The sequence below is a fragment of the Pseudomonas sp. PICF6 genome, from assembly GCF_009831705.1.
GTDB classification, from domain to species: domain Bacteria; phylum Pseudomonadota; class Gammaproteobacteria; order Pseudomonadales; family Pseudomonadaceae; genus Aquipseudomonas; species Aquipseudomonas rhizophila.
The window spans coordinates 123,546-150,319 of sequence record NZ_WUUD01000026.1; the positions used below are offsets into that span (position 1 = coordinate 123,546).

A 26,774-nucleotide genomic window follows, 5' to 3' on the forward strand; every position below is an offset into this window, starting at 1 on the left:
AGAACCTGAACTGGGCGCACCTGGATATCGCCGGCACAGCCTGGACCAGCGGCGGCAAGGACAAGGGCGCCACCGGCCGGCCGGTTCCCCTGCTGACCCAATACCTGCTGGACCGCGCCAAGGCCTGACACCGATGACCGGCGTTGGCGTCGCCTTCGGGCGGCGCCAATGGCGGCTCAGGAACTGCAATGACCAAAGTCGATTTCTACATCCTGCCCAGCGCCGATCCGTCGGCGCGGCTGGATTTCGCCTGCAAGCTCACCGAAAAGGCCTGGCGCATGGGCCACCGCATCTACCTGCATTGCAGCGATGCCGCCCAGCGCGATGACCTCGATGCACGTCTGTGGGCCTTCAAGGGCGAGAGCTTCGTACCCCATGGCCCGGCCGAAAACGAACCCGAAGGATTGATCGTGCTCGGGCTGGGAGATGACTGCGGTCAGCACCAGGACTTGCTGGTCAACCTTGACCTGAAAGTGCCGCCTTTTGCCCAGCGCTTCGCCCGTGTGGCGGAAGTGGTGGTGGAAGACCCGGGCATCCGGCAAGCCGCGCGGGAGAGTTTCCGTTTCTACCGCGAACAGGGCTATCCTCTGCAAGACCACCGTTTACAGCGACTCTGAGCCCACGATGGACACTCCAAAACCGCCACAAAAGCCCACGCACCTGCTGGACGACCTCGAGTCGATCCGCCAACTGCTCGGCGACGACAACCTGCAACCACCGCTGTTGACCGATACGGTGGAGCACGAGCCCGAGCATGACGAGCAGATTCCACTGCTGTTCGAGCCGATCAACGGCCAGCCCGAACCCAAGCCGGCGCCCAAGGCCGAGGCCAAAGGCCCCGATGCGCTGTTGCACCTGGAAAGCGAACTGCGCGCCGCCGCGCAATTGATCATGCAAGACGTCATCGACGACTTCGCTCCGCACATCGAGACCGAGATCAAGCGCCGGCTGGATGCGCGGATGGAGCGATTGCTGAGTCAGTACGAATAACGCCCTCTGCCTCATTGTGAACATCCTGCGGGAGCGAGCCTGCTCGCGATAACGGACTGTCAGTCCCCATTGATGTTGAATCTGCTGGCCTCATCGCGAGCAGGCTCGCTCCCACAGGGTTCAACCGTGTCCGGCTTCTCGCTTGCTGCGTGTGGCTTGCATCTCCCCCGCCCGCTATACTTCCCGGCTTTTCCTGAATAAATGCCAATAGGGTCCCGCCGCGCATGGATAAGACCTACCAGCCGCACGCCATTGAAACTTCCTGGTACAACACCTGGGAGTCCGAGAATTATTTCGCTCCGCAAGGCGCGGGCGATTCCTACACCATCATGATCCCGCCGCCGAACGTCACCGGCAGCCTGCACATGGGCCACGGTTTCAACAACGCGATCATGGATGCCCTGATCCGTTTCCGCCGCATGCAAGGCCGCAACACCCTTTGGCAGCCGGGCACCGACCACGCTGGCATCGCCACGCAGATGCTGGTGGAACGTCGCCTCGAAGCCCAGGGCCAGAACCGCCATGACCTGGGACGCGAGAAATTCCTCGAGAAAGTCTGGGAATGGAAAGACGAGTCCGGTGGCAACATCAGCCGCCAGATCCGTCGCCTGGGCTCGTCCGTGGACTGGAGCCGCGAGCGTTTCACCATGGACGACGGTCTTTCGGAAGCGGTGAAGGAAGCCTTCGTGCGCCTGCATGAAGACGGCCTGATCTATCGCGGCAAGCGCCTGGTCAACTGGGACACCAAGTTGCACACGGCCATTTCCGACCTCGAAGTGGAGAACCACGACGAGAAAGGCTTCCTGTGGAACCTGAAGTACCCGCTGGCCGACGGCGCCAAGACCGCCGAAGGCAAGGATTACCTGATCGTCGCCACCACGCGCCCGGAAACCATGCTGGGTGACTCCGCCGTTGCGGTGAACCCGAACGATGAGCGCTACCAAGCCCTGATTGGCAAGTTCGTCGAGCTGCCCCTGGTTGGCCGGCGCATTCCGATCATCGGCGACGATTACTGCGACCCCGAATTCGGCACCGGCTGCGTGAAAATCACCCCGGCCCACGATTTCAACGACTACGAAGTCGGCAAGCGCCACAACCTGCCGCTGCTGAACATCTTCGACAAGAACGCCAACGTGTTGCCGGCGGCCCAGGTGTTCAACCTCGACGGCACGCTGAACGAAAGCGTCGACGGCCAGATCCCGGCCGAATACGCCGGCCTGGACCGCTTTGAAGCGCGCAAGCAGATCGTCGCGGCATTCGACGCAGCCGGCCTGCTGGTCAGCGTCGATGATCACGGCCTGAAAGTGCCGAAAGGCGACCGCTCCGGCACCATTATCGAGCCGTGGCTGACCGATCAGTGGTACGTGTCCACCAAACCGCTGGCCGAGCCTGCGATCGCTGCGGTAGAAGATGGCCGCATCCAGTTCGTGCCCAAGCAATACGAAAACATGTACTTCTCGTGGATGCGTGACATCCAGGACTGGTGCATCAGCCGTCAACTGTGGTGGGGCCACCGCATCCCGGCCTGGTACGACGAGTCAGGCAAGGTCTACGTCGGCCGCGATGAAGCCGAAGTCCGCGCCAAGCACAACCTCGGTCCGGACGTAGCTCTGCAACAGGACAACGACGTACTCGATACCTGGTTCAGCTCCGGCCTGTGGACCTTCTCCACTCTGGGCTGGCCGCAGCAGACCGAGTTCCTGAAGAAATTCCACTCCACCGACGTACTGGTCACCGGCTTCGACATCATTTTCTTCTGGGTCGCCCGGATGATCATGCTGACCATGCACTTGGTGAAAAACGAAGACGGCACGCCACAAGTCCCATTCAAGACCGTCTACGTGCACGGCCTGGTGCGCGATGGCCAGGGCCAGAAGATGTCCAAGTCCAAGGGCAACGTCCTGGACCCGCTGGACATCATCGACGGCATCGATCTGGAAACCCTGGTGCAGAAACGCACTTCGGGCCTGATGCAGCCAAAACTGGCGAAGAAGATCGAGAAGGCCACCCGCGAAGAATTCGCCGACGGCATCGCCAGCTACGGCACCGACGCCCTGCGCTTCACCTTCTGCTCGCTGGCGTCCACCGGTCGTGACATCAAGTTCGACATGGGCCGCGTCGAGGGTTATCGCAACTTCTGCAACAAGATCTGGAACGCCGCGCGCTACGTGCTGGACAAGGGCGAAGACTGCGGCCAGAACGGCGAAGCCTTTGAGCTGACCCTGGCTGATCGCTGGATTATTTCCCAGCTGCAACGCACCGAAGCCGAAGTGACCCGCCAGCTCGATCAGTTCCGTTTCGACCTGGCGGCACAAGCGTTGTACGAGTTCATCTGGAACCAGTATTGCGACTGGTACCTGGAGCTGTCCAAACCAGTGCTGTGGGACGAAAACGCCCCGGTCGAACGCCAGCGCGGCACCCGCCGCACCCTGGTGCGCGTGCTGGAAGTCGCCCTGCGCCTGGCGCATCCGTTCATGCCGTTCATCACCGAGGAAATCTGGCAGCGTGTCGCTCCGCTGGCGGGCGCCCAAGGCAAGACGATCATGCTGCAACCGTGGCCGGTGGCCAACGAAACCCGCATCGACCCGGCCGCCGAAGACGACATCGAATGGCTCAAGACCTTCATGCTGGGCCTGCGTAACATCCGCGCCGAGATGAACATCGGCCCGGGCAAACCGCTGAACCTGTTCCTGAACAATGCCAGCGCCGAAGACCTGCGCCGCCTCCACGAGAACGAAGCACTGCTCAAGAAACTGGCCAAGCTCGAATCGGTGACCGTCCTGGCCGCTGGCGAAGAAGCACCGCTGTCCGCCACCGCCTTGGTTGGCGAGATGGAAGTGCTGGTGCCGATGGCCGGCCTGATCGACAAGGCTGCCGAACTGGCGCGCCTGGATAAGGAAATCCTGCGTTTGAAGGGCGAAGTCCAGCGTGTCGGCGGCAAACTGTCCAACGCCGGTTTCGTTGACAAGGCGCCGGCTGAAGTCATCGAGAAGGAACGCGCCAAACTGGCCGAGGCTGAACAGGCCTTGGGCAAGCTGGCCGAGCAACATGCGCGGATCTCCAGCCTGTAACGGGGATTGCCAATGAAGAAGGAGGTCCTGATGGACCTCCTTTTTTTATGCCTGGTACTTTCTAGTGAACACGCTTACCCCCTGTGGGAGCGAGCCTGCTCGCGATGACAGGTACATTCAACATTGGTGCAAGCTGACCCACCGCTATCGCGAGCAGGCTCGCTCCCACAGTAGATCGCGCCGATCGTTGCAGTTGGGTTCGCAGGGGCAGGATGTGGGACAATGCCCGCCACTTTTTGAACCCTCCCCGAATCGACCCGCACATGACCGCCCCTCGCACGCCCAAGCCAACACGCTCCAAGCCCAAACCCGCCATCGAGGCCAAAGTGCCGCGGGAGAAAGCCAGCCTGCACCCACGCAATCGCCACCAGGGTCACTACGACTTCCCGGCATTGATCAAGTCCACGCCCGAATTGGCGAAGTTCGTGATCATCAACCCCTATGGCAAGGAAAGCATCGACTTCGCCAGCCCGGAAGCCGTAAGGGTGTTCAACCGGGCGCTGCTCAAGTCCTTCTACGGCATCGCCCATTGGGACATTCCGGCCGACTACCTGTGCCCTCCGGTGCCAGGACGTGCGGACTACGTGCATTTCCTCGCTGATTTACTGGCCAGTCACAACGAAGGAACGATTCCACGCGGGGCGGCGGTGAAGGTGCTGGACATCGGCACGGGGGCCAACTGCGTGTACCCGCTGATCGGCTACAGCGATTACCGCTGGCATTTCCTCGGTTCGGAAATCGATCCGACGGCCATTGCCTCGGCCAAAGCCATTGTCCAGTCCAACGGGCTGAACAAAGCCATCCAACTGCGCCAGCAAGCCAACCGCAAGCAGATCCTGTTGGGTTTGCTGGAAGAGGCCGAGCGGTTCGACCTGACAATGTGCAACCCACCCTTCCACGCCTCCCTGGAGGAAGCCACCAAGGGCAGCCAGCGCAAATGGCGTGCGCTGGGCAAGGCCGACCCGAAGCGCAAGCTGCCGGTGCTGAATTTTGGCGGTCAGGCGGCGGAGTTGTGGTGCGAGGGCGGAGAGGCCCGGTTTGTGACGCAACTGATCGGCGAGAGCGCACAGGTGGCCAGCCAGGTGCTGTGGTTCAGCACGCTGGTGTCAAAGGCGTCGAATCTACCGGCGATTCAAACCGCCTTGAAAAAGGCCGGGGCGCTGCACAGCCAGGTGGTGGAAATGTCCCAGGGGCAGAAGCAGAGCCGCTTTGTGGCCTGGACCTTCCAGACCGAGGCACAGCAGCAGGCGTGGCGCCAGTCGCGTTGGGTTCGCAAGGGCTGAGTGGGAGCAAGGCCTTGCTGCCACAAATGCCCTGACCACAGACCACTTTTTCCAAGGCAATAAAAAACCGTGCCCGGATCACTCCGCAGCACGGTTTTCTTTTAAACGCGATCTTACTTGTTGATGCCGTCGGTCAGCGCTTTGGCTGGAACGAACTTAACAACTTTCTTGGCAGCGATTTCGATGGCTGCGCCAGTCGAAGGGTTGCGGCCGGTGCGGGCAGGACGCTCGGTGACTTTCAGCTTGCCGATGCCTGGCAAGGTGATTTCGCCGCCATTTTCCAGCTGATCGGCAACGATCTGACCCAGTTGGTCCAAAGCGTTACGCGCGGTGGTTTTAGGCGCGTCGATAGCTTCAGCGATGTCAGCGATCAGTTGGTCTTTAGTAAGAGCCATGTAGTGTTCCTTCCCTATCAAATTCATATGGATTGCAGAGTGCAGTGTCAGCCATCGAGCCCGATCTCAGAGGATCAGACACCCTCGGTAATCACCACGACGGATCGGGGTAATAGATGCCGAAAACCGGGTTTGGTTCGACCTGACAAATGCTGAATGCACGCTTAACGCAGTGACTTCGCGTAAGACCGGGCAAAACTAGCACAACGCCTGTGAAATATCCGCCTCTAGCTACCCATTTGGTCAGCTTTCTTGCGCGAAAACGGTAAAAAAATGCATATGGCGTGTCGGACGGGTCTGAAAGGGGCTTTGCAGGGTTCCAAAACCAGTGATTGCGGTACACTGGGCCTTTTTGGGGGAGCGCGCCCTCCTCTCTTTCATCAGCCGAGAAATCCATGCCGATCCGTCATTGCATCGTCCACCTGATCGACAAAAAACCCGACGGCACGCCCGCCGTGCTCCATGCCCGTGACTCCGAGTTGAGCGAGTCCACGGCCATCGAGAACATGCTCGCCGACCTCAACGAGAGCTACAACGCCAAACAAGGCAAGGCCTGGGGCTTCTTCCATGCCGAGTCCGGGGCGCACCCGTTCAGCGGCTGGCTGAAGGAGTATCTCGACGGCGGCAAGGACTTCACCGCATTCAGTCGCGTAGCGGTGGAGCACCTGCAAAAGCTGATGGAAGAGTCCAACCTCTCGGTGGGCGGCCACGTGCTGTTTGCCCATTATCAACAGGGCATGACCGATTACCTGGCGATCGCCCTGCTGCACCACAGCGAAGGCGTGGCGGTCACCGACGAACTGGACGTGACCCCGTCCCGTCACCTTGATCTGGGCCAACTGCACCTGGCAGCGCGGATCAATGTGTCGGAATGGCAGAACAACAAACAGTCCAAGCAGTACATCTCGTTCATCAAGGGCAAGAACGGCAAGAAGGTCTCGGAATATTTCCGCGACTTCATCGGCTGCCAGGAAGGCGTCGACGGCCCCGGCGAGACCCGCACCCTGCTCAAGGCCTTCAGTGATTTCGTCGAAAGCGAAGACCTGCCCGAAGACGACGCCCGGGAGAAAACCAAGACCCTGGTGGATTACGCCAGCAGCCAGGCCAAGCTCGGCGAGCCGATGGGCCTGGAAGAACTGTCCGAACTGATCGACGAAGATCGCCCGAAAGCCTTCTACGACCACATTCGCAACAAGGACTACGGGTTGTCGCCGGAAATCCCGGCGGATAAACGCACCCTCAACCAGTTCCGCCGCTTCACCGGCCGCGCCGAAGGCTTGTCCATCAGTTTCGAAGCCCACCTGCTGGGCTCCAAGATCGAATATGACGAAGAAGCCGGCACGCTGATCATCAAGGGCCTGCCCACGTCGCTGACCGATCAGCTCAAGCGCCGTAACTGATGCTCGCAAAGGCCCTGAAGAAGTTTCTGCTGATTTTGCTGGTGGTTGTGGCGTACCAGAACTGGGGCAAGATCGAGCGGGTATTCAATCCCTCGCAGATGCTGCCAGAACAGATCCGGGCCGATGCCCGGGTCGTGCTGTACGCCACCGACTGGTGCGGTTACTGCAAGGCGACCCGGCGGTTCCTGGATGAAAAAGGCGTGCCCTATCGCGAGTTCGATATCGAGAAAGACGCTCAGGCGCGCAAGGCCTATGAGGCGCTGGGCGGGCGCGGGATCCCGATTCTGGATGTAAATGGCACGCTGATTCGTGGTTTTGAGCCGCAGAACATCCTTGAGGCACTGTCCGCGAAATAGGTTTGTCCGCTAGCGATGATGCTGGATCGGATGGCCTCATCGCGAGCAGGCTCGCTCCCACAGGGATTCGTGGCGGACGCCAAGCCTGTTACCACTGCAAATCCAGTGTGGGAGCGAGCTTGCTCGCGATGGCGGTGGTCCAGTCAGAGCGCAAGCCCTGGGTAGACGGTAAGCGCCCATTAGTCGGGACTGTCAACTCCTACAGTATCAATGCCTGAAATAGCGTTCATTTTTTATATGCCCCCTCAGCCGAAGCCGTCGCTGAGCCGAACCTCTTGCGAGAACGCCTGAACAGACGGAGCATATAAAATGAACTCGATACAGCACTACCCAGCCCGAAACCGCGTTATAAAAAACACCCACCGCGCCCTGGTGTTGTCTTTCATTGCGATCTACGCCGGTTCCGCCTCTGCCGCGCAATACACCTGCCAACTCTTCCTGCCACCGAATCAAACCGTCATACAGACCACCACCGTTTTCAACGGGAGCAGCACGAGCGATGCAATCCGCCGCGCCACAACGATCTTCGACCTGCAAGGCCTTATTCCTCCCAATGCGCCACACCTGGTTCTATGCGAGCTGTAATATCGGGTGATCGCTTCTGGAATAAACGCCCGGAATTGCCTGCTCCGGGCGACAGATCGACTTTGATCGAGCGCCTGACTTTCTTATCAGGTTGATAATTGAAAACCCAGCCGTGGAAAGTGCACATGCACCACACCGCCAAGCGCGTCTTCGCGACGCAGGATCAGCTCTTCACGACCGGCAAACAACAACTCTCCGGCCACCGGGTCGACGCCATAATCGGTTGCGGCAATCGTCACCTGCTGCCCTTTCGTGAACCCATTCGGCTCCTCGAATGACTCATCCGGCAGCGCTGCCGGCGTAGCGTTGCGAGCCACTTCCAAAGCCTCTTCGGAACTCATCGCGTTCGACGCGCCATGGCCAAAACCCAGCACTCGCGCCAACCATGCCGAGATCGCCGGGTAGGTGTCTACCAGCGGCGAAGTCACCGCAGTGCCTTTGAGAAACCACAGAGGGTGAGCCATGGCGAAGTCGGCAATCGATGGATCGCCCAACAGAAAGTCACCCTCCTCGCGCTGCAACTGTTGCTCAAGACGCGCCATGATCGTGGGCCATTGGTGCTTGGCCTGTTCGGCAGACAGATGCTTGGTCGTACCGCCACTGAACAGCCCGGCCCGATCGCTGATAAACGTCTTGATGACTTCAGGCGGCAACTTGGCGAAACGCACCGCCACCGACTCCGGCTGAAACACCAGGCTTACCGCATGTTGAAACACCACCGAATCGGCCCATGCGGCAAAAGACGCTGCAATCATCTCCCGGCCTTCGGGAAACAGCGCCGGCGAAGCTTTTTCCTGCTCCAACCGACGGGCGATCAGCGCCGTGTCGCAATAGATATCCGCGCCGATCTGCAATACCGGGGTCTTGCGGTAGCCGCCCGTCAGTGCCGTCAGGTCGGGCTTGGGCATCATTGGCGGGATATGCACCGAACGCCAGGACAGGCCCTTGAAACCCAGTAACAAGCGGGCTTTCTCGGCGAAGGGAGACGTCGGGTAATGATGAAGAATCAGCTCTGACATGAGGTTCGCCACTGCGGGGAGGAAGTCCCGCAGCTTAGCGTGCCAGGGTCCGACAGCCTACCCTTCTGATGAAGCCGTATCAGCGCGGTTGATGGAACATCGATGCACTCGCCACCAGGCACTCCTTGGCGCTTTTCTTGAGTTTCTTGATCAATCGCTCCTGGCGCAGGGCTTCGCCCTTGTCGCGACAGGCTTCGGTGTACACCAACGCCACCGCCGGGCTGGAAAGGAAAAAACGCGCGCCCTTGCCGCTTTGATGCTTGGCGAAACGCCGTACCGGATCATCACTGATGCCGCAGTACAGCGAACCGTTGGCGGCCCGCACCAGGTAGACGAACCAGGGTTTGCCCGGTTCGGCTGCAGCTTGCCCTGGCAGGTCGGAGGATGGGTTGGCGGTCGTCACAGGATGTTCAGCAGACGTGTAGAAAACAAGCCGCAATCTTATCAGCGACTGGCCTGAAACGCCCGTAGCCCCTTGAGGGCCTGGGCTCTGACGGCATTGCGCACCAGCGGCGTCCAGCCCAGCAGCAGGCCCTTGGTGCCCAATGCCTGGCGGGACCAGCGCCACAGATCAAAACTGTCATGGTGCTCGCAAATCTTGCCGTCGCGAAACACGAACCGTGCCTGAATGTCATTGACCACCGTGTTGCCGGTCTGACTGAACAGGTAAGTCGCCACCCAGTGGGCACCGCCGGTACGCTCATCGCTGCGCACGTTATCGAAGGTCAGGGAAAAATCCTTGGCCCGAGTGGTGAGCATGCGCCACATGTCGCCGGCATCGCGCCCGCGCAGTTCACCAAACGCCGGGTCGCTGAACACCACGTCGTCGGTGTAGCAGGCGCTCATGGCGTCGGCATCCAGACGCTGGAAGGCCTGGTAGAAGCGGGTGATCAAGGCGTTGTGGGCATCACTCATGGACAAGCTCCGAAAATCTTCAGTAGAGCTGCACGATAATCTGCTCTGGCGAGGAACACTATCGTCATTCGCCATGAAAATAACATCAGCGAAGATCACTGACTCTTTCGCTGCTGACCCCGACATATAGCGCCCGGCCGGCCCCGATGCCCGCGATGATCGCGCCCAGGCCAATCACACCGAAGATCCAACCCAGAGCACTCCAGCCGCCGGTCCAGTCGTGGACCACCCCGACCGCGAACGGCCCCATGGACGCCAATGTGTAGCCGAACCCTTGGGCCATGCTGGAAAGATTCGCCGCCACATGGGCGTCCCGCGAGCGCAGCACGATCAGCGTCAGCGCCAGGCTGAACGTTGCTCCCTGCCCAAGCCCCAGCAGGATCGCCCAACCCCACAAGCCTTCAATGGGCGCATAGAGACATCCAAACAGCCCGCCCAGGGTCATGACCATGACGATCACAATGGCCAGGCGTTGATCCTTGCCCCGAGTCGCCAGCCAGGGCGCCGCCAGGGAACTGATCAGTTGCACGATGACCGAGCCGGACAACACCAGCCCGGCCTGGGTCGGCGTCAGGCCACGGCCGATGAGGATCGACGGCAGCCACCCGAACACGATGTAGGCCAGGGACGACTGCAACCCCATGTACAACGTCACCTGCCAGGCCAACGGGTCACGCAGCAAACCGCGAACCCGATATGCCACCTGATGAGCACCGTGTTTCTGGCCCACTTGCGGCAGCCAGAACACGGCGGCCAGCAGCGCCGGCACCACCCAGAACCCCAGGCCCATCGCCCAGCTGTGATTCAGATGCTCGCTCAACGGCACGGTGGCCCCGGCCGCCATCGCCGCCCCCAGGCACAGCGCCATGGTGTAGACGCCGGTCATGGCGCCGGCGTGTTTGGCGAAGTCACGCTTGACGATGCCCGGCAACAGCACACCGATCACACCAATGCTCGCGCCGGCCAGGATGCTGCCAGCAAACAGGCCGATCTGGCCGAAAGAACTGCGCAAAATGATCCCACCGGCCAGGGCCAGCAAGATTCCCAACACTACCCGCTCAGCTCCAAAGCGCCGCGCCAGCACCGGCGCCAGCGGTGCGAACAGGCCCAGGCAAAGCACTGGCAGCGTCGTCAGCAAGCCGGCCTGGGCAGCCGACAAACCAAGGCTTTTTGAAACTTCACTAAGCAATGGGGCCATGCTCGACAGCGCCGGACGCAGGTTCAGCGCCACCAGGATCAACCCGAGCAGTAACAGCCAGGGTTTGCGCAGCAATGGAGGGGCCTGCTGGGTCTGCTCATCGTCGGTTTCGGCGTCGATCAGCAAATGTTCAAGCTCTGCGGCGCGTTTGGGCGTCGTCGGGGTCATGCGGTCAAGCGTATCGCGGGACATGGAAAGCTCTGGTTCAGGGTTCATTGATCAACTGTCGACGGAGGGCCTTGGCCCATTGCCGAACCTGTTGTTCGACAGCGTCGAGGATTCGATGTGCAGATCGAACACCGGTTGAGGACGAGGACGAAGCTCTGGCGCCACTGCGCGCCGATGACGCTTGGGAAGTCACGATAGCCTTCGCTGAGCGCAGGGGTAGGCAGCATGGGTTGAATTTTCTGACAGATTAGTCAGCTTCTTGTAGGACGGCAACCGCCTAAGGTCAATGCGAGGGAAAAGGAGCGAAATTTTCGATTGGTCAAAATTACCCCTTAAGGGTAATTTTAAGGACAAGGCATACAGTTCTATGGAAAAGAGCACACCCCACTACGACCTGGCAGTCGTCAAGGCCGAAGTCCTCAGGCTGGGGAACAAGGCATTCACAATGAGCGCTCAGCAAGGCGCTCGAAGAATGTCGTTAAGCACTGCCCGGATGCTGCAAATCATGGCCTCGCTGGAGTACAGGATGTTGCACAAATCGATGACGACCTATGCCGATCATCGAATCTGGCAGGACGTTTATCACACCACATTTCAGGATCGGGAGATTTACATCAAGGTGACCTACCGCCCTGGCGGTGGGCATCCGGTAGTCTCCTTCAAGGAGAAAGACCAATGAAAACGCAGCAATGTGTCAACTGCGGTACTCAAGACGCCATGCAACACTTTGAGGGCCGCAGCTTTACCATCGACTACAAGCAGGTAGCACGGCAGGTGCACGACATCGCCGGATGGGAGTGCCGGGTCTGTGGTGAAATCGAATTTGATCACGACACCGACAGCGCGCAACGTTATTCCCAGGCGAGCGATCAGTTGCTCGAAGATTGTGCCCAGGCGATGGCGGCGGAGATGAAACGCATCCGCCGCAAACTGCACCTCACGCAAAAAGACGCGGTGAAACTGCTGTCTGGCGGCGGACACAACGCCTTTTCCCGTTACGAGCGTGGCGAAGTCGCCCCACCGCAACCACTGTTCATGCTGATGCGCCTGCTCGATCGTCATCCCCACCTGATGGCGGAAGTACTCGCACTGAGCGAGGGCACCGATTTGAAGCAGTTGTTGACTACCCGCCATCCGGAACAGGCAACCGTTCTGACACCCTGAATCCCAGGCAAAAATAAACCCGGACAAGTCCGGGTCTATTTCAATGCCTAAGGCCGGATCAATGCAGAATCTGGCTCAGGAACAGCTTGGTACGGTCGTTCTGCGGGTTATCGAAGAAGTCGTTCGGCGCGGCCTGTTCGACGATTTCGCCCTTGTCCATGAAGATCACACGGTTGGCCACGGTGCGGGCAAAGCCCATTTCGTGGGTCACGCAGAGCATGGTCATGCCGTCTTCGGCCAGGCCGATCATGGTGTCCAGAACCTCTTTCACCATTTCCGGGTCGAGCGCCGAAGTCGGTTCATCGAACAGCATGATTTTCGGTTTCATGCACAGGGCACGGGCGATGGCCACACGCTGCTGCTGGCCGCCGGAGAGCTGGCCCGGGTATTTGTGCGCCTGCTCTGGAATGCGTACGCGCTCCAGGTAATGCATGGCGATTTCCTCGGCCTTGCGCTTGGGCATCTTGCGCACCCACATCGGCGCCAGGGTGCAGTTCTGCAGGATGGTCAAGTGCGGGAACAGGTTGAAGTGCTGGAACACCATGCCGACTTCACGGCGGATCGCTTCGATCTGCTTGAGGTCGTTGGTCAGTTCCACGCCATCGACCACGATGCGACCCTGCTGGTGTTCTTCCAGGCGGTTGAGGCAACGGATGGTGGTGGACTTGCCGGAACCCGACGGGCCGCACAGCACGATACGCTCGCCCTGCTGGACGTTCAGGTTGATGTCTTTCAACACGTGGAACTGGCCGTACCACTTGTTCACGCCCTGCATCTGAATAATGCCTTCAGGGCTCACAGGCTGTTTGATCGCTTCACTCATAAACTACGCTCCTAACGCTTGTGGCCAGTGTCCAGCTTGCGTTCCAAATGCATGGAATAGCGGGACATACCAAAACAGAAAATCCAGAACACCAGGGCGGCGAACACATAGCCTTCGGTGGCCATGCCCAGCCATTTCGGGTCGGCGGCAGCTTGTTTCACGCTGTTGAGCAGGTCGAACAGGCCGATGATGATCACCAGGCTGGTGTCCTTGAACAACGCGATGAAGGTGTTGACGATACCCGGGATCACCATCTTCAGGGCTTGCGGCAGAATCACCAGGCCCATGCTGCGCCAGTAGCCCAGGCCCATCGCCGCGGCCGCTTCGTACTGACCTTTGGGAATGGCTTGCAAGCCGCCACGCACCACTTCAGCCACGTAGGCCGACTGGAATAGGATCACGCCGATCAGTGCCCGCAGCAGCTTGTCGAAGTTCATGCCTTCAGGCAGGAACAGCGGCAGCATCACCGAGGACATGAACAGCACCGTGATCAACGGCACGCCGCGCCAGAATTCGATGAAGGTCACGCAGACCACACGAATCGCCGGCATGTTCGAACGCCGCCCCAAAGCCAGCACGATGCCCAACGGCAAAGCCCCGGCGATACCGACGGTGGCGATCACCAAGGTCAGCATCAGGCCGCCCCATTGGCTGGTCGGCACGGTGGTCAAGCCGAATACGCCACCGTGCAACAGGCACCAAGCGATGATCGGGTACAGCACCAGGAAACTCAGACCGTAGGCCGCCTTGCGCGGGAAGCGCGAGATGAACAGCGGAGCCACGCCGATGACCGCCAGCCACACGGTCAGGTCCACGCGCCAGCGCAGGTCCGCCGGATAGTAGCCGTACATGAACTGGCCGAAGCGCTGCTGGATGAACACCCAGCAGGCGCCCTCCTTGGTGCAGTCAGCCTGTGTGGTGCCGACCCAGTTGGCGTCGAGGATCGCCCAACTGATGATCGGTGGAACGACCAGGTAAATCAGGTAGAACGCAAACAACGTCAGCAAGGTGTTGAGCCAGCTGGAGAACATGTTCGCGCGCATCCACGCCACCACGCCGATGCTACTGCTCGGTGGGGGCATGTCAGGTTTGAAAGTATGGGATGTCATGCGCGTTTTTCCTCACCGCTCGATCAGCGCAATGCGCTTGTTGTACCAGTTCATCAGCAGGGAAATGCTGATACTGATCGCCAGGTACACGCTCATGGTGATCGCAATAACTTCGATCGCCTGCCCGGTCTGGTTCAGCACCGTACCGGCAAACAGCGAAACCATTTCCGGATAACCGATACCGGCCGCCAGCGAGGAGTTCTTCGCCAGGTTCAGGTATTGGCTGGTCAACGGCGGGATGATCACGCGCAGGGCTTGCGGGATGATCACCTTGCGCAGGGTCGGACCGTTACGCAGGCCCAGGGAATGGGCGGCTTCGGTCTGGCCGTGGCTGACCGACTTGATGCCCGAACGCACGATCTCGGCGATGAACGCCGCGGTGTACACCGTCAGTGCCAACGTCAATGCCAGCAATTCGGGAATCAGCACCCAGCCACCGACGAAGTTGAAGCCCTTGAGTTCCGGCATTTCCCAGTGCACAGGGGCTCCGAAGACCAGGGCGCACAGCGCCGGGATCACCAGGAACAACGCCAGGCCCACCCAGAATTTATGGAACGGCTCGCCCGTGGCTTCGAAACGCTTGTTGGCCCAGCGGGTCATCAGCACGATGGCGACGATGGCCAGCACGACGCTGATCACGAATGGCCAAAACCCCTCCGCCACCAGCGCGGCCGGCATGTTCAGGCCCCGGCTGCTGACAAAGAAGGTGTCGCCGAAGTTATGGGCGGCGCGCGGCCCCGGCATGGTCAGGAACACCGCGAAGTACCAGAACAGGATCTGCAGCAGTGGCGGGATATTACGGAAAACCTCCACATACACCGTTGCCACTTTGGCGATGATCCAGTTTTTCGACAGTCGGGCCACGCCGACAATGAAACCGAGAATCGTCGCCAGGATCACGCCGATGAACGTCACCAGCAGAGTGTTGAGCAACCCGATGACAAAGACGCGGGCATAGCTGTCCGCTTCGGTGTAGTCGATCAGGGTTTGAGCGATGCCGAACCCGGCACTGCGCTCCAGAAAGCTGAAGCCGGAGGTGATGCCCCGGTGCTCTAGGTTGGTTTGCGTGTTGTCGAACAGAAACCAGCCCAGTGAAACCACCGCCACAATGGTGACGATCTGAAATACCCAGGCACGCACGCGTGGATCGCTGAGGCTAAGCCTCTGCTTAGGTGCGCCGATTGAATTTTGCATGAAGTGCCCCGCAAAGAATGGAACAGAACATCACCCGGTGGTTGGCCCACCGGGTGATAGAACCATCAGCGCACTGGTGGTGCGTATTGAATGCCGCCGTTGGTCCACAGCGCGTTCAGGCCGCGATCGATTTCCAGCGGGGTGCCTTTGCCGAGGTTGCGCTCGAACACTTCACCGTAGTTACCGACTTGTTTGACGATCTGGACAACCCAGTCTTTGGGCAGCTTCAGGTCTTTACCATATTCACCGTCAGCGCCGAGCATACGGGCGACGTCCGGGTTCTTGGTGGATTTGGCTTCAGCTTCAACGTTCTTCGAAGTGATGCCGGCTTCTTCGGCGTTGAGCATGGCGTAGCCAGTCCAGCGCACAACGGCCAGCCACTCGTCATCGCCGTTACGCACGACCGGGCCCAGTGGTTCCTTGGAAATGGTTTCCGGCAGAACCACGTAGTCCTTCGGCGCGGCCAGCTTGCTGCGCTGGGCAAACAGCTGGGACTTGTCGGAGGTCAGCACGTCGCAACGACCGGATTCCAGCGACTTGGCGCTTTCATCGGAGGTGTCGAAGGTGATCGGGGTGTATTTGAGGCCATTGCCACGGAAGTAGTCGGAGACGTTCAGCTCGGTAGTGGTACCGGCCTGGATGCAGATGGTTGCACCGTCCAGTTCCTTGGCGCTCTTGACGCCCAGCTTGTTGTTTACCAGGAAGCCGATGCCGTCGTAGTAGGTGATGAAGCCTGGAAATTTCAGGCCCATGCCCGCGTCACGGGAACTGGTCATGGTGGTGTTGCGCGAAAGGATGTCGATTTCGCCGGACTGCAGCGCGGTGAAGCGCTCCTTGGCGTTCAACTGGCTGAACTTCACCTTGGTCGCATCGCCAAACACAGCAGCCGCCACGGCACGACAGAAGTCCGCGTCAATGCCGAGAATCTTGCCACTTGCATCGGGTACCGAGAAACCCGGCAAGCCATCGCTCACGCCACATTGCACAAAGCCTTTCTTCTGTACGGCATCCAGGGTTGCACCCGCCTGAGCGAACCCGCTGACGCCGAGCACTGCTGCTGCAGTCACGACGGCCAGGGTGGATTTCAGTAACTTCATTCAAACCTCCAGTTTTGCTCTTGTTGTGTCGGAGCTCGAGCCCTGTCGCACCCTTATGGGGCATTGCCGACCCTTGTTGGCTTTTTTTAGGGTCAACCGACGTCTGGACCTTCGCTATGAGTCTAATAATGAGAATGCCCCTAAACAGGGCGCCTGCCTCATCTCTCACCAATCGGCCGAACGGGCTGTAGCCCTTCACGTTCGCGAAGCCCGTAGCGGCTATTGGCGAACATCCATCACCGGATTTCTGATATCCCATGCGGCGCGTCAAGCTGATAGTGTTACCGCGCAGCGTAAGAATCATCACTCAAGCTACCTCAAAGCAAACGCCGTACCACACCGCTGCGCTTGACCCTTATGAGACACGTCAAGACAAAAACTTTTAAGATTGCGACATCTAATTAACTGAGGCACCGGGCCCGCACTGTAATAACGCACTGAATGAGCGCGCCCGCACAGATTTGGAGCAGACCATGACCGACCCCTTGATTCTCGAGCCCAGCGGCACCGCCGACGCGTGCGTCATCTGGCTCCACGGCCTGGGCGCCGATCGTTACGACTTCCTGCCGGTGGCCGAAATGCTGCAGCAAAGCCTGCTCACGACACGTTTCGTTCTGCCTCAAGCGCCGACCCAGCCGGTGACCATCAACGGCGGCTACGCCATGCCGAGTTGGTACGATATCCGCGCCCTGAGCCCCGCGCGGGCCATCGACGAGCAACAGCTGGAAGTGTCGGCGCAGCGGGTCATCGACCTGATCGAAGCCCAGCGAGCCCTTGGAATAGACGCCTCGCGGATTTTCCTCGCAGGTTTCTCCCAAGGCGGCGCGGTGGTCTATCACACCGCGTTCGTGAAATGGCAGGGTCCATTGGGGGGCGTAGTCGCGCTGTCCACTTATGCACCGACTTTCAGCGAAGAACTGCAATTGTCGGCCAGCCAGCAGCGCATTCCGGTATTGGCGCTACACGGCCAGTACGACGAAGTGGTACTCAACCCCATGGGGCGGACCGCGAAAGAGTATTTGAAACAGCATGGTGTCACCGTGACATGGCAAGAATACCCAATGGGCCATGAAGTGTTACCCGAAGAGATTCGCGACATCGGCACCTGGCTGAGCGAGCGGTTGCGCTAAGCGGGCGTGAGGACATGTCAACCCCTTGACGATCACACTACGCCGCGCCCGTTTCTTGCATTACACTGGCCGGCGTACATTCCTTAACCAATCGATGAGATGACCGTGCTCAAAGCACTCAAGAAGATGTTCGGTAAAAGCGAGGCCGAGCAGCTCGTGCCTGGCCCCAGCGCACCTGCCCACAGCCCGAGTCGTGCCGAGGTGCAAAAAAAGCCGCGGCGGACAACGCCTGTTGCGAACACAGAAAAAGACGCGGCCACCGCGCCTGTCGCTCCCGCGCAGCAACAGCCACACAACGAAGCCCCCAAGCCACGCCGCGAGCGCGCCCCAAAACCGCCAGTCGTCGCCTGGAAGCTCGAGGATTTCGTCGTAGAACCCCAGGAAGGCAAGACCCGCTTCCATGATTTCAAACTCGCCCCTGAACTGATGCATGCCATCCAGGACCTGGGCTTCCCCTACTGCACGCCAATCCAGGCGCAGGTGCTGGGATTCACCCTCGCCGGTAAAGATGCCATCGGCCGCGCCCAGACCGGCACCGGCAAGACCGCCGCGTTCCTGATTTCCATCATTACCCAGTTGCTGCAGACCCCGCCGCCCAAAGAACGCTACATGGGCGAGCCACGGGCGCTGATCATCGCACCGACCCGCGAGCTGGTGGTGCAGATCGCCAAGGACGCCGCCGACCTGACCAAGTACACCGGACTGAACGTCATGACGTTCGTCGGCGGCATGGACTTCGACAAGCAGCTCAAGCACCTCGAAGCCCGTCACTGCGACATTCTGGTGGCAACACCGGGACGCCTGCTGGACTTCAACCAGCGCGGCGATGTGCACCTGGACATGGTCGAAGTGATGGTGCTGGACGAAGCCGACCGCATGCTCGACATGGGCTTCATCCCGCAAGTGCGCCAAATCATTCGCCAGACCCCACCGAAAAGCGAACGCCAGACCCTGCTGTTTTCCGCCACGTTCACCGAAGACGTGATGAACCTGGCCAAGCAATGGACCACCGACCCGTCCATCGTCGAGATCGAGGCGCTGAACGTCGCCAGCGAAAACGTCGAGCAGCACATCTACGCTGTGGCCGGCGCCGACAAGTACAAGCTGCTCTACAACCTGGTCAACGACAACGGTTGGGAGCGCGTGATGGTGTTCGCCAACCGCAAGGACGAAGTACGCCGTATCGAGGAGCGCCTGGTACGCGATGGCGTCAACGCAGCCCAGTTGTCGGGCGACGTGCCGCAACACAAGCGTATCAAGACGCTGGAAGGCTTTCGCGAAGGCAAGATCCGTGTGCTGGTGGCCACCGATGTGGCCGGGCGCGGGATTCATATCGACGGGATCAGCCACGTGATCAACTTCACCCTGCCGGAAGTGCCGGATGACTATGTGCACCGGATCGGGCGTACTGGGCGTGCAGGCGCCGCTGGCGTATCGATCAGCTTCGCCGGTGAGGATGACTCCTATCAGTTGCCGTCCATCGAAGCGTTGCTGGGGAAGAAGATCAATTGCGAAACCCCACCGACTCATCTGCTTCGGCCGGTTGAGCGCAAACGCCCTTAACCGTCGTCAGGAACCAGAAAGCGCAGCCGCAAACGCTGCGCTTTTTTTTCGTCCGGGATATTGCCCAACAGAACTATAAGTCCATAATGGACAAATTAGTTTACACAAAGCACCCCGGAGTCCCGATGTCCAGCACGCCCTACGTGATGACCCAAGCCCAGGCCCGAGAGCTGCTCGGCCAAGTCGACGTACCGCAGATTTTACGCAAGCTGTTCCACGACCTTGCCGCCGGACAGGCCGTCCAACCGCCCCAGCAACTTGTGGAGTTTCCCCAAGGCGCCGGGGATTTCATCAACTACCTGGGCGTGCTGGCTGAAGAGCAGGTCTACGGGGTCAAGACCTCACCGTATATCGTGCGCGAGCAAGGTCCATTGGTGACCGCCTGGACCCTGCTGATGTCGATGCAGACCGGCCAGCCACTGCTGCTGTGCGACGCCGCCGAACTGACGACCGCCCGCACCGCAGCCACCACTGCCGTCGCCGTGGATGCCCTTGCCCCATTCCAGGCCCGGCGCTTGGCAGTCATCGGCAGCGGCGCCGTGGCAAGGGCCCACGTGCAATACGTCAAGGGTCTGCGGGACTGGCAAAGCATCAGCCTCTATTCGCCCAGCCTGCAGAATAAATCGGCGCAAGAGCGTGCTTCGCTCACCGAGCTGGATCCGCGCCTGCAAATCGCTGCCAGCCTTGAAGCGGCGCTGCACGACGCCGATGTGGTGATGCTCTGCACCTCGTCCGCCAAGGCAGTGCTCGACCCACAAACACTGAGCAAGCCAGCCCTGATTACCTCCATCAGCACCAATGCTCCGCGCGCCCACGAAGTGCCCCCCCAGAGCCTCAACGACATGGACGTGTTCTGTGACTATCGTCAGACCACCCCCGGTTCGGCCGGTGAAATGTTGATTGCCGCTGAACAGCACGGCTGGGACGCGTCACGCCTGGTTGGGGATTTGCCTGAACTGCTCAGCGAACACGTAGCGCGTCCCGGCTATGAGCGCCATGTGTTTTTCCGCTCCATCGGCCTGGGGTTGGAAGACGTTGCGCTGGCGAATGCGCTTTATCAGTTGCACAACTGACACAGCCAATTTCCCCACAAGGTTTTACTAACTCCCGGCACCGCGCTCCACAGGAGAGCTTCATGACCTCAGCAGACTTCATCATCATCGGCGGTGGCATCGCCGGTGCTTCCACCGGTTACTGGCTGGCCCCCCACGGTCGGGTCATTGTGCTCGAGCGCGAATCCCATCCGGGCTACCACTCCACAGGGCGCTCGGCGGCGCTGTACAGCGCCGCCTATGGCACGCCTCAGGTGCGGGCGCTGACCCAGGCCAGCCGTGAATTTTTCGACGCCCCACCGGCCGGTTTCTGCGAGCACCCGCTGCTCACCCCACGGGGCGAAATGACCGTGGATTTCACCGGCGACCCGGCCGAGCTGAACAACCAGTACCTCAGCGCCAAGGCCACGGTGCCGCAGATGCAGCTACTCAGCGCCGAAGAAGCCTGTGTGCGACTGCCGATCCTGCGACGGGACAAGGTGCATGGTGCAATCTACGACCCCACCGCCTGTGACATCGACACCGATGCGCTGCACCAAGGCTACCTGCGCGGTATCCGCCGCAACGGCGGTCAGGTGCACACCGACACCGAAGTGCTGGGCCTGAGCCGCGACGATCAGGGGATGTGGCAGGTAGAAACCGCTGGCCAGACCTTCAGCGCTCCGGTGCTGATCAACGCGGCCGGCGCCTGGGCCGATCACATTGCCGAAATGGCCGGCGCGCGCAAGCTGGGCCTGCAACCCAAGCGGCGGGCGGCATTCATTTTTGCCGGCCCCGAGGGCGTGGACATTCATGACTGGCCGATGCTGGTGAGCCTCGACGAGTCGTTCTATATGAAGCCCGACGCCGGCATGTTCCTCGGCTCGCCGGCAAATGCCGATCCGGTGGAACCTCACGACGTACAGCCTGAAGAACTGGACATTGCCATGGGCATCTACCAGATCGAAGAAGCCACCACCCTGACCATCCGCCGTCCGACCCGCACCTGGGCCGGGTTGCGCAGTTTCGTCCCCGACGGCGACCTCTTGTCCGGTTTCGATCCCCAGGTACCGGGGTTGTTCTGGGTCGCGGCCCAGGGCGGCTACGGCATCCAGACGTCCCCGGCCATGGGTCAGGCCAGCGCGGCCCTGGTGCGCGGTGAGCCATTGCCCGAGACCTTGACCCGTTTCGGCCTGAGCACCACCCAGCTGTCGCCGGCACGCCTGGCTTGAACCCACCCAGGTGACGCATCGCCACGATTGCGGCACACTCCTGCGCGCCCCTGCTTCACGGGGCGCTGACGCTGCCCGGAGCCCTGTCATGAATGCCCCGCAACCTGATCCGACACTGGATAATTTCCGCACCATCGCCGACGCCATCGCCACGCTGTTCTACCCTCACGCCGAAGTGGTGCTGCACGACCTGCGTACGCAGAAAGTCGACTACATCGCCAACAACCTGTCCAAGCGCGTGATAGGGGATGACTCGTCCCTGGAGGACATGCTCAGCGAAGAGATCAGCGAACGGAACATCGGCCCATACGAAAAACTCAATTGGGACGGGCAGAAAATCCGCAGCCTCAGCAGCGTCCTACGCGATGCAGGGGGGCGCCCGCTGGCGGTGCTGTGCATCAATCTGAATATTTCGCTGTTCGAGAATGCCAAGGCCGCGCTGGACCTGTTCCTGTCGCCGGGCAAGTTGATCCCCCAACCGGACTCACTGTTTCGCGATGACTGGCAGGAACGGATCAACACCTTCCTCCACGCCTGGATGCGCGAGCGTCAGTTGAGCCTGAACCTGCTGACCCGCGACCATAAACGCGAACTGGTGCTGGCGCTGCATGCCGAAGGCGCGTTCAAGGGCAAGAGCGCGTCCAACTATGTGGCGAATGTGCTGAACATGGGACGAGCGACGGTTTACAAGCATTTGAAGGAGTTGAAGGGCTGAGGTTTTTGTTGCCTGGCCTGGCCTCATCGCGAGCAGGCTCGCTCCCACAGGGGGTCTGTGTCGAACACGCTATTTGTGTTCAATGAGATCCAATGTGGGAGCGAGCCTGCTCGCGATAACGATCAATCAGTCGCCATAGATATCCGACTTGAAATACTTGGCCTGAATCTTCTGATACTCCCCACTGGCCCGAATCCCGTCGATGGCCTTGTTCAAGTCCGACACCAATTGGGTATTGCCCTTGCGCACCGCGATACCCGCGCCTTCACCGACGTATTTCGGGTCCTTGAGCTCCGGCCCGACAAACGCGTAGCCCTTGCCCCGGGGCATCGACAGAAAATCCTCCAGCGGGATGGTGTCAGCGAATATCGCGTCCAGTCGACCGGACGCCAGGTCCATGTAGATTTCTTCGTTGTTGCTGTAGCGCTTGACTGTCACGCCCTTGGGTTCGAAGACCTCCGTAGCGAAGCGGTCGGTGGTGGTCGCCCGTTGCACACCCACGGTCTTGCCTTTGAGACTGGCGTACTGATCATCGACCACCGCGCCCTCCTTCATGACCAGCCGCGACGAGGTGAAGTAGTACTTGTGAGTAAAATCCACCGACTTCTTGCGCTCTTCGGTGATGGTCATGGACGACAGCGCCATGTCGATTTTCTTCACCTTGAGCGACGGAATCAGCCCGTCAAACTCACTTTCGATCCACTGGCACTTGACCTTCATCTGCGCGCACAGCGCATTGCCAATGTCATAGTCAAATCCCTCGATCTTTCCTTCGGAGGTCTTGGAAGCAAACGGCGGATACGCCGCTTCGATGCCGATACGCAAAGTCTTCTCGGCGGCGAACAGACTGCTGGAGGCCAGCAGGCTCAAGGCCAGGCCGGTGATGAGGGGGAGCTTTTTCATGATCGATCTCTCGCGGGTTTGTTGTTGGTTTTGGCAGAGAAAGGTGAAGCGACGGATTTTATGTACTTATAAATCCATACTGGACTTTAATGTACATATCGTCAATTGGGGCAACCGCGAAAAGTGATGGGAGGCTTATGGCCTCATCGCGAGCAGGCTCGCTCCCACAGGAGGCCTGCGTCGAACACGAATACTGTGTACAACCTGGATCCCTTGTGGGAGCGAGCCTGCTCGCGATAGCGGTTGGCAGGCAATGAATCAGCAACAGGCTATCTACCGCTTCCAGCGATCCGCCGCCGCATGATCACTGTCACGCCCTTCGACCCAGCGCGGGCCATCGGCGGTGTTTTCTTTTTTCCAGAACGGCGCACGGGTCTTGAGGTAGTCCATTACAAAGGCGCAGGCGTCGAATGCCGCCTGACGATGGGCACTGGCGGCCGCCACGAAGACAATCGGTTCGCCCGGCTCCAGGGCACCGATGCGATGCAGGACCTCCAGCTTGAGCAACGGCCAGCGCTGCTCGGCCTCGGCGGCGATCTTGCCCAAGGCTTTTTCAGTCATGCCCGGGTAGTGCTCCAGGAACATCCCGGACACATCAAGGCCGTCATTGAAGTCACGCACGTAGCCGACAAAACTCACCACCGCCCCCACGCCGACATTGGCCGCGTGCATCGCGTTGACTTCGGCGCCCGGGTCGAACGGATCGGCTTGCACCCGAATCGCCATGGCTCAGCCTCCGGTCACGGTGGGAAAGAATGCCACTTCGTCACCATCGACCAGCGGCTCGTCGAGCTGGCACAGGTCTTCGTTGCGGGCGCACATCAGGTTTTGTTCTTTCAAGACATCGAAACCTTCACGCGCGGCCAACAGTATCCGCACGTCGTCCACCGTGGAGAAATCGCCCTCGACCCTCTGCGAATCAACGCCCAACGCTTCGCGATAACGCGCAAAGAACTTCACGGTAATTTTCATGACGCATCCGCCTGGAAGTGGCCGCTCTTGCCGCCGAGTTTCTCCAGCACCCGCACGCCTTCAATGGTCATGCCCCGATCCACGGCCTTGCACATGTCGTAGATGGTCAGCGCAGCAACACTGGCGGCGGTGAGGGCTTCCATCTCCACGCCGGTCTGCCCCGACAGTTTGCAACGGGCAACGATGCGCACCCGGTCCTCGCCTTCGGCATTGAGCTCGACCTTGACGCTGGTGAGCATCAGCGGATGGCAGAGCGGAATCAGGTCACTGGTTTTTTTCGCCGCCTGAATGCCGGCAATGCGCGCGACGGCGAACACATCGCCTTTGGGATGACCACCGCTGACGATCATCTGCAGTGTTTCGGGCAGCATGCGCACAAAGGCTTCGGCCGTGGCTTCACGGAACGTCACGGCCTTGTCGGTCACATCGACCATGTTGGCGCGACCTTGGGAATCGAGATGAGTCAGCACAGGGTTACTCCTGATCGGGAGCACCGATTGTAAACCTGTGAGTCAGATTCCGGCAGGCCTGATTGTCGCACCTGTGGCGAGCGCAATTTGCCCAATCACCGCAAATCCCCCTGTGGGAGCGGGCTTGCTCGCGAAGGCGGTGTATCAGATAAAAATAGGTGGCTGATGCACCGCTATCGCGAGCAGGCTCGCTCCCACAGGGGTTTTCGTACAGTCATAAAAAACCGGGCGACCTTGAGGTCGCCCGGTTCTGATGGTCAGTTACAGGTGAGATTCGGCGTATTCGGCCAGGATCGAGCGCGGTACGCCCTGCAGGGTGATGTGGACCCCGTTGGGGAAGTCTTTGAAGCGTTCGGTCAGGTAGGTCAGCCCGGAACTGGTCGCGGACAGGTAAGGGGTGTCGATCTGTGCCAGGTTGCCCAGGCACACCACTTTGGAACCGGCGCCGGCACGGGTGATGATGGTTTTCATCTGGTGCGGGGTGAGGTTCTGGCATTCGTCGATCAGGATCAGGCTCTGCTGGAAGCTGCGGCCGCGAATGTAGTTGAGGGATTTGAACTGCAACGGCACTTTGCTGAGGATGTAGTCGACGCTGCCATGAGTGCTTTCGTCATCCATGTGCAAGGCTTCAAGGTTATCGGTGATGGCGCCCAGCCAAGGCTCCATTTTTTCCGCTTCGGTGCCGGGCAAAAAGCCGATTTCCTGATCCAGGCCCTGCACGCTGCGAGTGGCGATGATGCGCCGGTAGCGCTTGCTGACCATGGTCTGTTCGATGGCGGCGGCCAGGGCCAGGATGGTCTTGCCCGAACCGGCGGCGCCGGACAGGTTGACCAGGTGGATATCCGGGTCGAGCAAGGCGAACAAGGCCAGGCTCTGGTAGATATCCCGCGGCTTGAGGCCCCAGGCCTCCTGATGCAGCAGGGGTTCCTGGTGCAGATCGAGAATCAGCAGCTTGTCGACCTGGATTTCCTTGATCCAGCCGACGAAACCCTGTTCGTCGATGATGAACTCATTGATGTGCACCGCCGGCAGATTGTCGATCAACTGCACCTGGTGCCAGGTGCGACCATGGTCCTGACGGGTCTCGACCTTGCTCACCCGGTCCCAGAAGGAGCCGGTCATGGTGTGATAGCCGTTGGGCAGCAGTGATACGTCGTCGACCAATTGGTCGGTGCTGTAGTCCTCCGCCGCGATCCCGCAGGCGCGGGCCTTGAGGCGCATGTTGATGTCTTTGGTCACCAGCACCACGGCCTGATCCTGGTTGCGCGCGTGCAGGTCGATCAACTGGTTGATGATGATGTTGTCGTTCAGGTGTTCGGGCAGCACCAGGTTGGGTTCGGTGCGCTTGCTCATCAGGATCGAGAGCAGGCCTTTGGGACCACTTTTGCCACGCTGGATCGGCACACCCAGTTCAACGTCCTCGGGCGACGCGTCTCCCAGGGTCTTGTCGATCAGGCGGATCGCCTGCCGGCATTCGGCGGCGACGCTGTGATGCCCGCTCTTGAGCTTGTCCAGCTCCTCGAGCACGGTCATCGGGATGGCAACATGGTGTTCTTCGAAGTTCAGGAGTGCGTTTGGATCGTGGATCAATACGTTGGTATCGAGTACATAGAGGATTGGCTGGTTGGAGGAAGGGCTACGTCCGTGGTCATCCATACTCGGTCACCTTTGTGGGGGCCATTCGACGCAATACCGTGACAGTGCTGCGCCTCGAAGTAGCCACCGAATTCACCCGCAAGGCTTGAGGTGAACTGCACACAACTGGGTCTTGGAAGACGCCACCTGTGTTGCAGGTTTCGGCGGTCTGACTTCTTGATACTCCAAAACACATGACAGGAAAAAGCACTTTGACGCTTTTTTGAAGTTTATTTTTCAGAGTGACGAATAACGCTTGGCGTTGCGCCGTTGCGCCGTTAAAGTCGGAAGTCCGGTCGTCATGAAAGTGCGCCGAATTCTCCTCCTCCCCCAGTGTTTCCGGGCCTTTGGCCAAA

The 26,774-nt window shown here is 60.0% G+C and carries 29 protein-coding genes and 1 pseudogene; 15 read left to right on the forward strand and 15 right to left on the reverse strand.

Translation table 11 applies throughout. The features are described 5' to 3' along the window. The 5 genes and pseudogenes from GSM73_RS27465 to rlmF form a co-directional block, all read left to right on the forward strand. Positions 1-128, forward strand: a pseudogene (locus tag GSM73_RS27465) (hypothetical protein); the annotation flags it as partial. 60 nt (positions 129-188) lie between these two features. Continuing rightward, on the forward strand, positions 189-617 hold the full coding sequence (locus GSM73_RS17100) for a DNA polymerase III subunit chi (RefSeq protein ID WP_047228876.1): 429 nt from the start codon (positions 189-191) through the stop codon (positions 615-617). A gap of 7 nt (positions 618-624) precedes the next feature. After that, positions 625-990, forward strand: a complete 366-nt coding sequence (locus GSM73_RS17105) for a hypothetical protein (RefSeq protein WP_047228875.1) — start codon at positions 625-627, stop codon at positions 988-990. A gap of 224 nt (positions 991-1,214) precedes the next feature. Further along, complete coding sequence (locus GSM73_RS17110; protein WP_139049213.1) at positions 1,215-4,061, forward strand: valine--tRNA ligase; 2,847 nt, start codon at positions 1,215-1,217, stop codon at positions 4,059-4,061. A 263-nt stretch (positions 4,062-4,324) separates the two neighbouring features. Further along, complete coding sequence (gene rlmF, locus GSM73_RS17115) at positions 4,325-5,344, forward strand: 23S rRNA (adenine(1618)-N(6))-methyltransferase RlmF (protein ID WP_160893322.1); 1,020 nt, start codon at positions 4,325-4,327, stop codon at positions 5,342-5,344. 113 nt (positions 5,345-5,457) lie between these two features. Here rlmF and GSM73_RS17120 read toward each other — a convergent pair whose 3' ends face one another. Continuing rightward, a complete protein-coding gene (locus tag GSM73_RS17120; protein ID WP_047228872.1) occupies positions 5,458-5,739 on the reverse strand; it encodes an HU family DNA-binding protein in 282 nt (93 codons plus the stop codon). A 395-nt stretch (positions 5,740-6,134) separates the two neighbouring features. Here GSM73_RS17120 and yejK point away from each other — a divergent pair, with 395 nt between their 5' ends. The 3 genes from yejK (at position 6,135) to GSM73_RS17135 (ending at position 8,080) form a co-directional block, all read left to right on the forward strand. Then, positions 6,135-7,139, forward strand: a complete 1,005-nt coding sequence (gene yejK, locus GSM73_RS17125; RefSeq protein ID WP_047228871.1) for a nucleoid-associated protein YejK — start codon at positions 6,135-6,137, stop codon at positions 7,137-7,139. Then, positions 7,139-7,495 (forward strand): glutaredoxin family protein, encoded by a 357-nt coding sequence (locus GSM73_RS17130; RefSeq protein ID WP_047228870.1) that lies wholly within the window; start codon positions 7,139-7,141, stop codon positions 7,493-7,495. Before yejK ends, GSM73_RS17130 begins: the two co-directional genes overlap by 1 nt. Before the next feature lie 309 nt (positions 7,496-7,804). Further along, positions 7,805-8,080, forward strand: a complete 276-nt coding sequence (locus GSM73_RS17135) for a hypothetical protein (RefSeq protein ID WP_047228869.1) — start codon at positions 7,805-7,807, stop codon at positions 8,078-8,080. Positions 8,081-8,166: 86 nt separating this feature from the next. On the opposite strand, the gene GSM73_RS17140 is transcribed toward GSM73_RS17135, so the two are convergent. The 4 genes from GSM73_RS17140 to GSM73_RS17155 form a co-directional block, all read right to left on the reverse strand. Beyond that, positions 8,167-9,099: a glutathione S-transferase family protein gene (locus GSM73_RS17140; RefSeq protein WP_160893324.1), complete on the reverse strand. Its 933-nt coding sequence runs from the start codon at positions 9,097-9,099 to the stop codon at positions 8,167-8,169. Positions 9,100-9,178: 79 nt separating this feature from the next. Continuing rightward, a complete protein-coding gene (locus tag GSM73_RS17145) occupies positions 9,179-9,502 on the reverse strand; it encodes a GIY-YIG nuclease family protein (RefSeq protein ID WP_076383632.1) in 324 nt (107 codons plus the stop codon). Positions 9,503-9,543: 41 nt separating this feature from the next. Next, complete coding sequence (locus tag GSM73_RS17150) at positions 9,544-10,014, reverse strand: nuclear transport factor 2 family protein (protein ID WP_047228866.1); 471 nt, start codon at positions 10,012-10,014, stop codon at positions 9,544-9,546. 85 nt (positions 10,015-10,099) lie between these two features. Beyond that, entirely contained in the window at positions 10,100-11,428 is a 1,329-nt protein-coding gene (locus GSM73_RS17155; RefSeq protein WP_076383631.1) for a CynX/NimT family MFS transporter, read from the reverse strand. Positions 11,429-11,747: 319 nt separating this feature from the next. Between GSM73_RS17155 and GSM73_RS17160 the strand changes: the two genes are divergently transcribed. Together GSM73_RS17160 and GSM73_RS17165 are read left to right on the forward strand one after the other, a co-directional pair. After that, positions 11,748-12,059: a type II toxin-antitoxin system MqsR family toxin gene (locus tag GSM73_RS17160; protein ID WP_047228864.1), complete on the forward strand. Its 312-nt coding sequence runs from the start codon at positions 11,748-11,750 to the stop codon at positions 12,057-12,059. Continuing rightward, the gene (locus tag GSM73_RS17165; protein WP_047228863.1) at positions 12,056-12,544 is read left to right on the forward strand and encodes a type II toxin-antitoxin system MqsA family antitoxin; all 489 of its coding nucleotides are present in this window, start codon (positions 12,056-12,058) and stop codon (positions 12,542-12,544) included. Before GSM73_RS17160 ends, GSM73_RS17165 begins: the two co-directional genes overlap by 4 nt. A 58-nt stretch (positions 12,545-12,602) precedes the next feature. On the opposite strand, the gene GSM73_RS17170 is transcribed toward GSM73_RS17165, so the two are convergent. From GSM73_RS17170 to GSM73_RS17185, 4 genes are all read right to left on the reverse strand, one after another. Beyond that, positions 12,603-13,367, reverse strand: coding sequence for an amino acid ABC transporter ATP-binding protein (locus GSM73_RS17170; RefSeq protein ID WP_047228862.1), 765 nt, complete (start codon positions 13,365-13,367; stop codon positions 12,603-12,605). A gap of 11 nt (positions 13,368-13,378) precedes the next feature. Continuing rightward, positions 13,379-14,476, reverse strand: coding sequence for an amino acid ABC transporter permease (locus tag GSM73_RS17175; RefSeq protein WP_160893325.1), 1,098 nt, complete (start codon positions 14,474-14,476; stop codon positions 13,379-13,381). Positions 14,477-14,488: 12 nt separating this feature from the next. Beyond that, on the reverse strand, positions 14,489-15,670 hold the full coding sequence (locus GSM73_RS17180; RefSeq protein WP_160893326.1) for an amino acid ABC transporter permease: 1,182 nt from the start codon (positions 15,668-15,670) through the stop codon (positions 14,489-14,491). Between the two features lie 65 nt (positions 15,671-15,735). Further along, entirely contained in the window at positions 15,736-16,767 is a 1,032-nt protein-coding gene (locus tag GSM73_RS17185) for an amino acid ABC transporter substrate-binding protein (RefSeq protein ID WP_047228859.1), read from the reverse strand. 473 nt (positions 16,768-17,240) lie between these two features. On the opposite strand from GSM73_RS17185, the gene GSM73_RS17190 reads away from it, so the two are divergent. The 5 genes from GSM73_RS17190 to GSM73_RS17210 all read left to right on the forward strand — a co-directional run bounded on the left by GSM73_RS17190 (position 17,241) and on the right by GSM73_RS17210 (position 22,438). Beyond that, positions 17,241-17,897: an alpha/beta hydrolase gene (locus GSM73_RS17190; protein WP_047228858.1), complete on the forward strand. Its 657-nt coding sequence runs from the start codon at positions 17,241-17,243 to the stop codon at positions 17,895-17,897. A 99-nt stretch (positions 17,898-17,996) separates the two neighbouring features. Continuing rightward, a complete protein-coding gene (gene rhlB / locus GSM73_RS17195) occupies positions 17,997-19,460 on the forward strand; it encodes an ATP-dependent RNA helicase RhlB (RefSeq protein WP_160893328.1) in 1,464 nt (487 codons plus the stop codon). A gap of 125 nt (positions 19,461-19,585) precedes the next feature. Then, positions 19,586-20,533, forward strand: coding sequence for an ornithine cyclodeaminase family protein (locus tag GSM73_RS17200; protein ID WP_160893330.1), 948 nt, complete (start codon positions 19,586-19,588; stop codon positions 20,531-20,533). 62 nt (positions 20,534-20,595) lie between these two features. After that, the gene (locus GSM73_RS17205) at positions 20,596-21,723 is read left to right on the forward strand and encodes an FAD-binding oxidoreductase (RefSeq protein WP_160893332.1); all 1,128 of its coding nucleotides are present in this window, start codon (positions 20,596-20,598) and stop codon (positions 21,721-21,723) included. An 88-nt stretch (positions 21,724-21,811) separates the two neighbouring features. Continuing rightward, positions 21,812-22,438: a transcriptional regulator gene (locus GSM73_RS17210; RefSeq protein WP_076383627.1), complete on the forward strand. Its 627-nt coding sequence runs from the start codon at positions 21,812-21,814 to the stop codon at positions 22,436-22,438. Positions 22,439-22,564: 126 nt separating this feature from the next. Here the strand turns inward: GSM73_RS17210 and GSM73_RS17215 are convergent, their stop codons facing one another. The 6 genes from GSM73_RS17215 to GSM73_RS26540 all read right to left on the reverse strand — a co-directional run. Continuing rightward, complete coding sequence (locus GSM73_RS17215; RefSeq protein WP_047228853.1) at positions 22,565-23,341, reverse strand: ABC transporter substrate-binding protein; 777 nt, start codon at positions 23,339-23,341, stop codon at positions 22,565-22,567. Positions 23,342-23,614: 273 nt separating this feature from the next. Continuing rightward, positions 23,615-24,067 (reverse strand): molybdopterin synthase catalytic subunit MoaE, encoded by a 453-nt coding sequence (moaE, locus tag GSM73_RS17220; RefSeq protein WP_047228852.1) that lies wholly within the window; start codon positions 24,065-24,067, stop codon positions 23,615-23,617. Between the two features lie 3 nt (positions 24,068-24,070). After that, complete coding sequence (locus tag GSM73_RS17225) at positions 24,071-24,313, reverse strand: MoaD/ThiS family protein (RefSeq protein WP_160893334.1); 243 nt, start codon at positions 24,311-24,313, stop codon at positions 24,071-24,073. Next, positions 24,310-24,783, reverse strand: a complete 474-nt coding sequence (gene moaC / locus GSM73_RS17230; protein WP_047228850.1) for a cyclic pyranopterin monophosphate synthase MoaC — start codon at positions 24,781-24,783, stop codon at positions 24,310-24,312. Before moaC ends, GSM73_RS17225 begins: the two co-directional genes overlap by 4 nt. Before the next feature lie 261 nt (positions 24,784-25,044). After that, a complete protein-coding gene (locus GSM73_RS17235) occupies positions 25,045-26,439 on the reverse strand; it encodes a PhoH family protein (RefSeq protein WP_047228849.1) in 1,395 nt (464 codons plus the stop codon). Next, positions 26,432-26,774: hypothetical protein (locus GSM73_RS26540; protein ID WP_218575752.1), on the reverse strand; the 343-nt coding region annotated here is incomplete at its 5' end. The genes GSM73_RS17235 and GSM73_RS26540, both read right to left, overlap by 8 nt.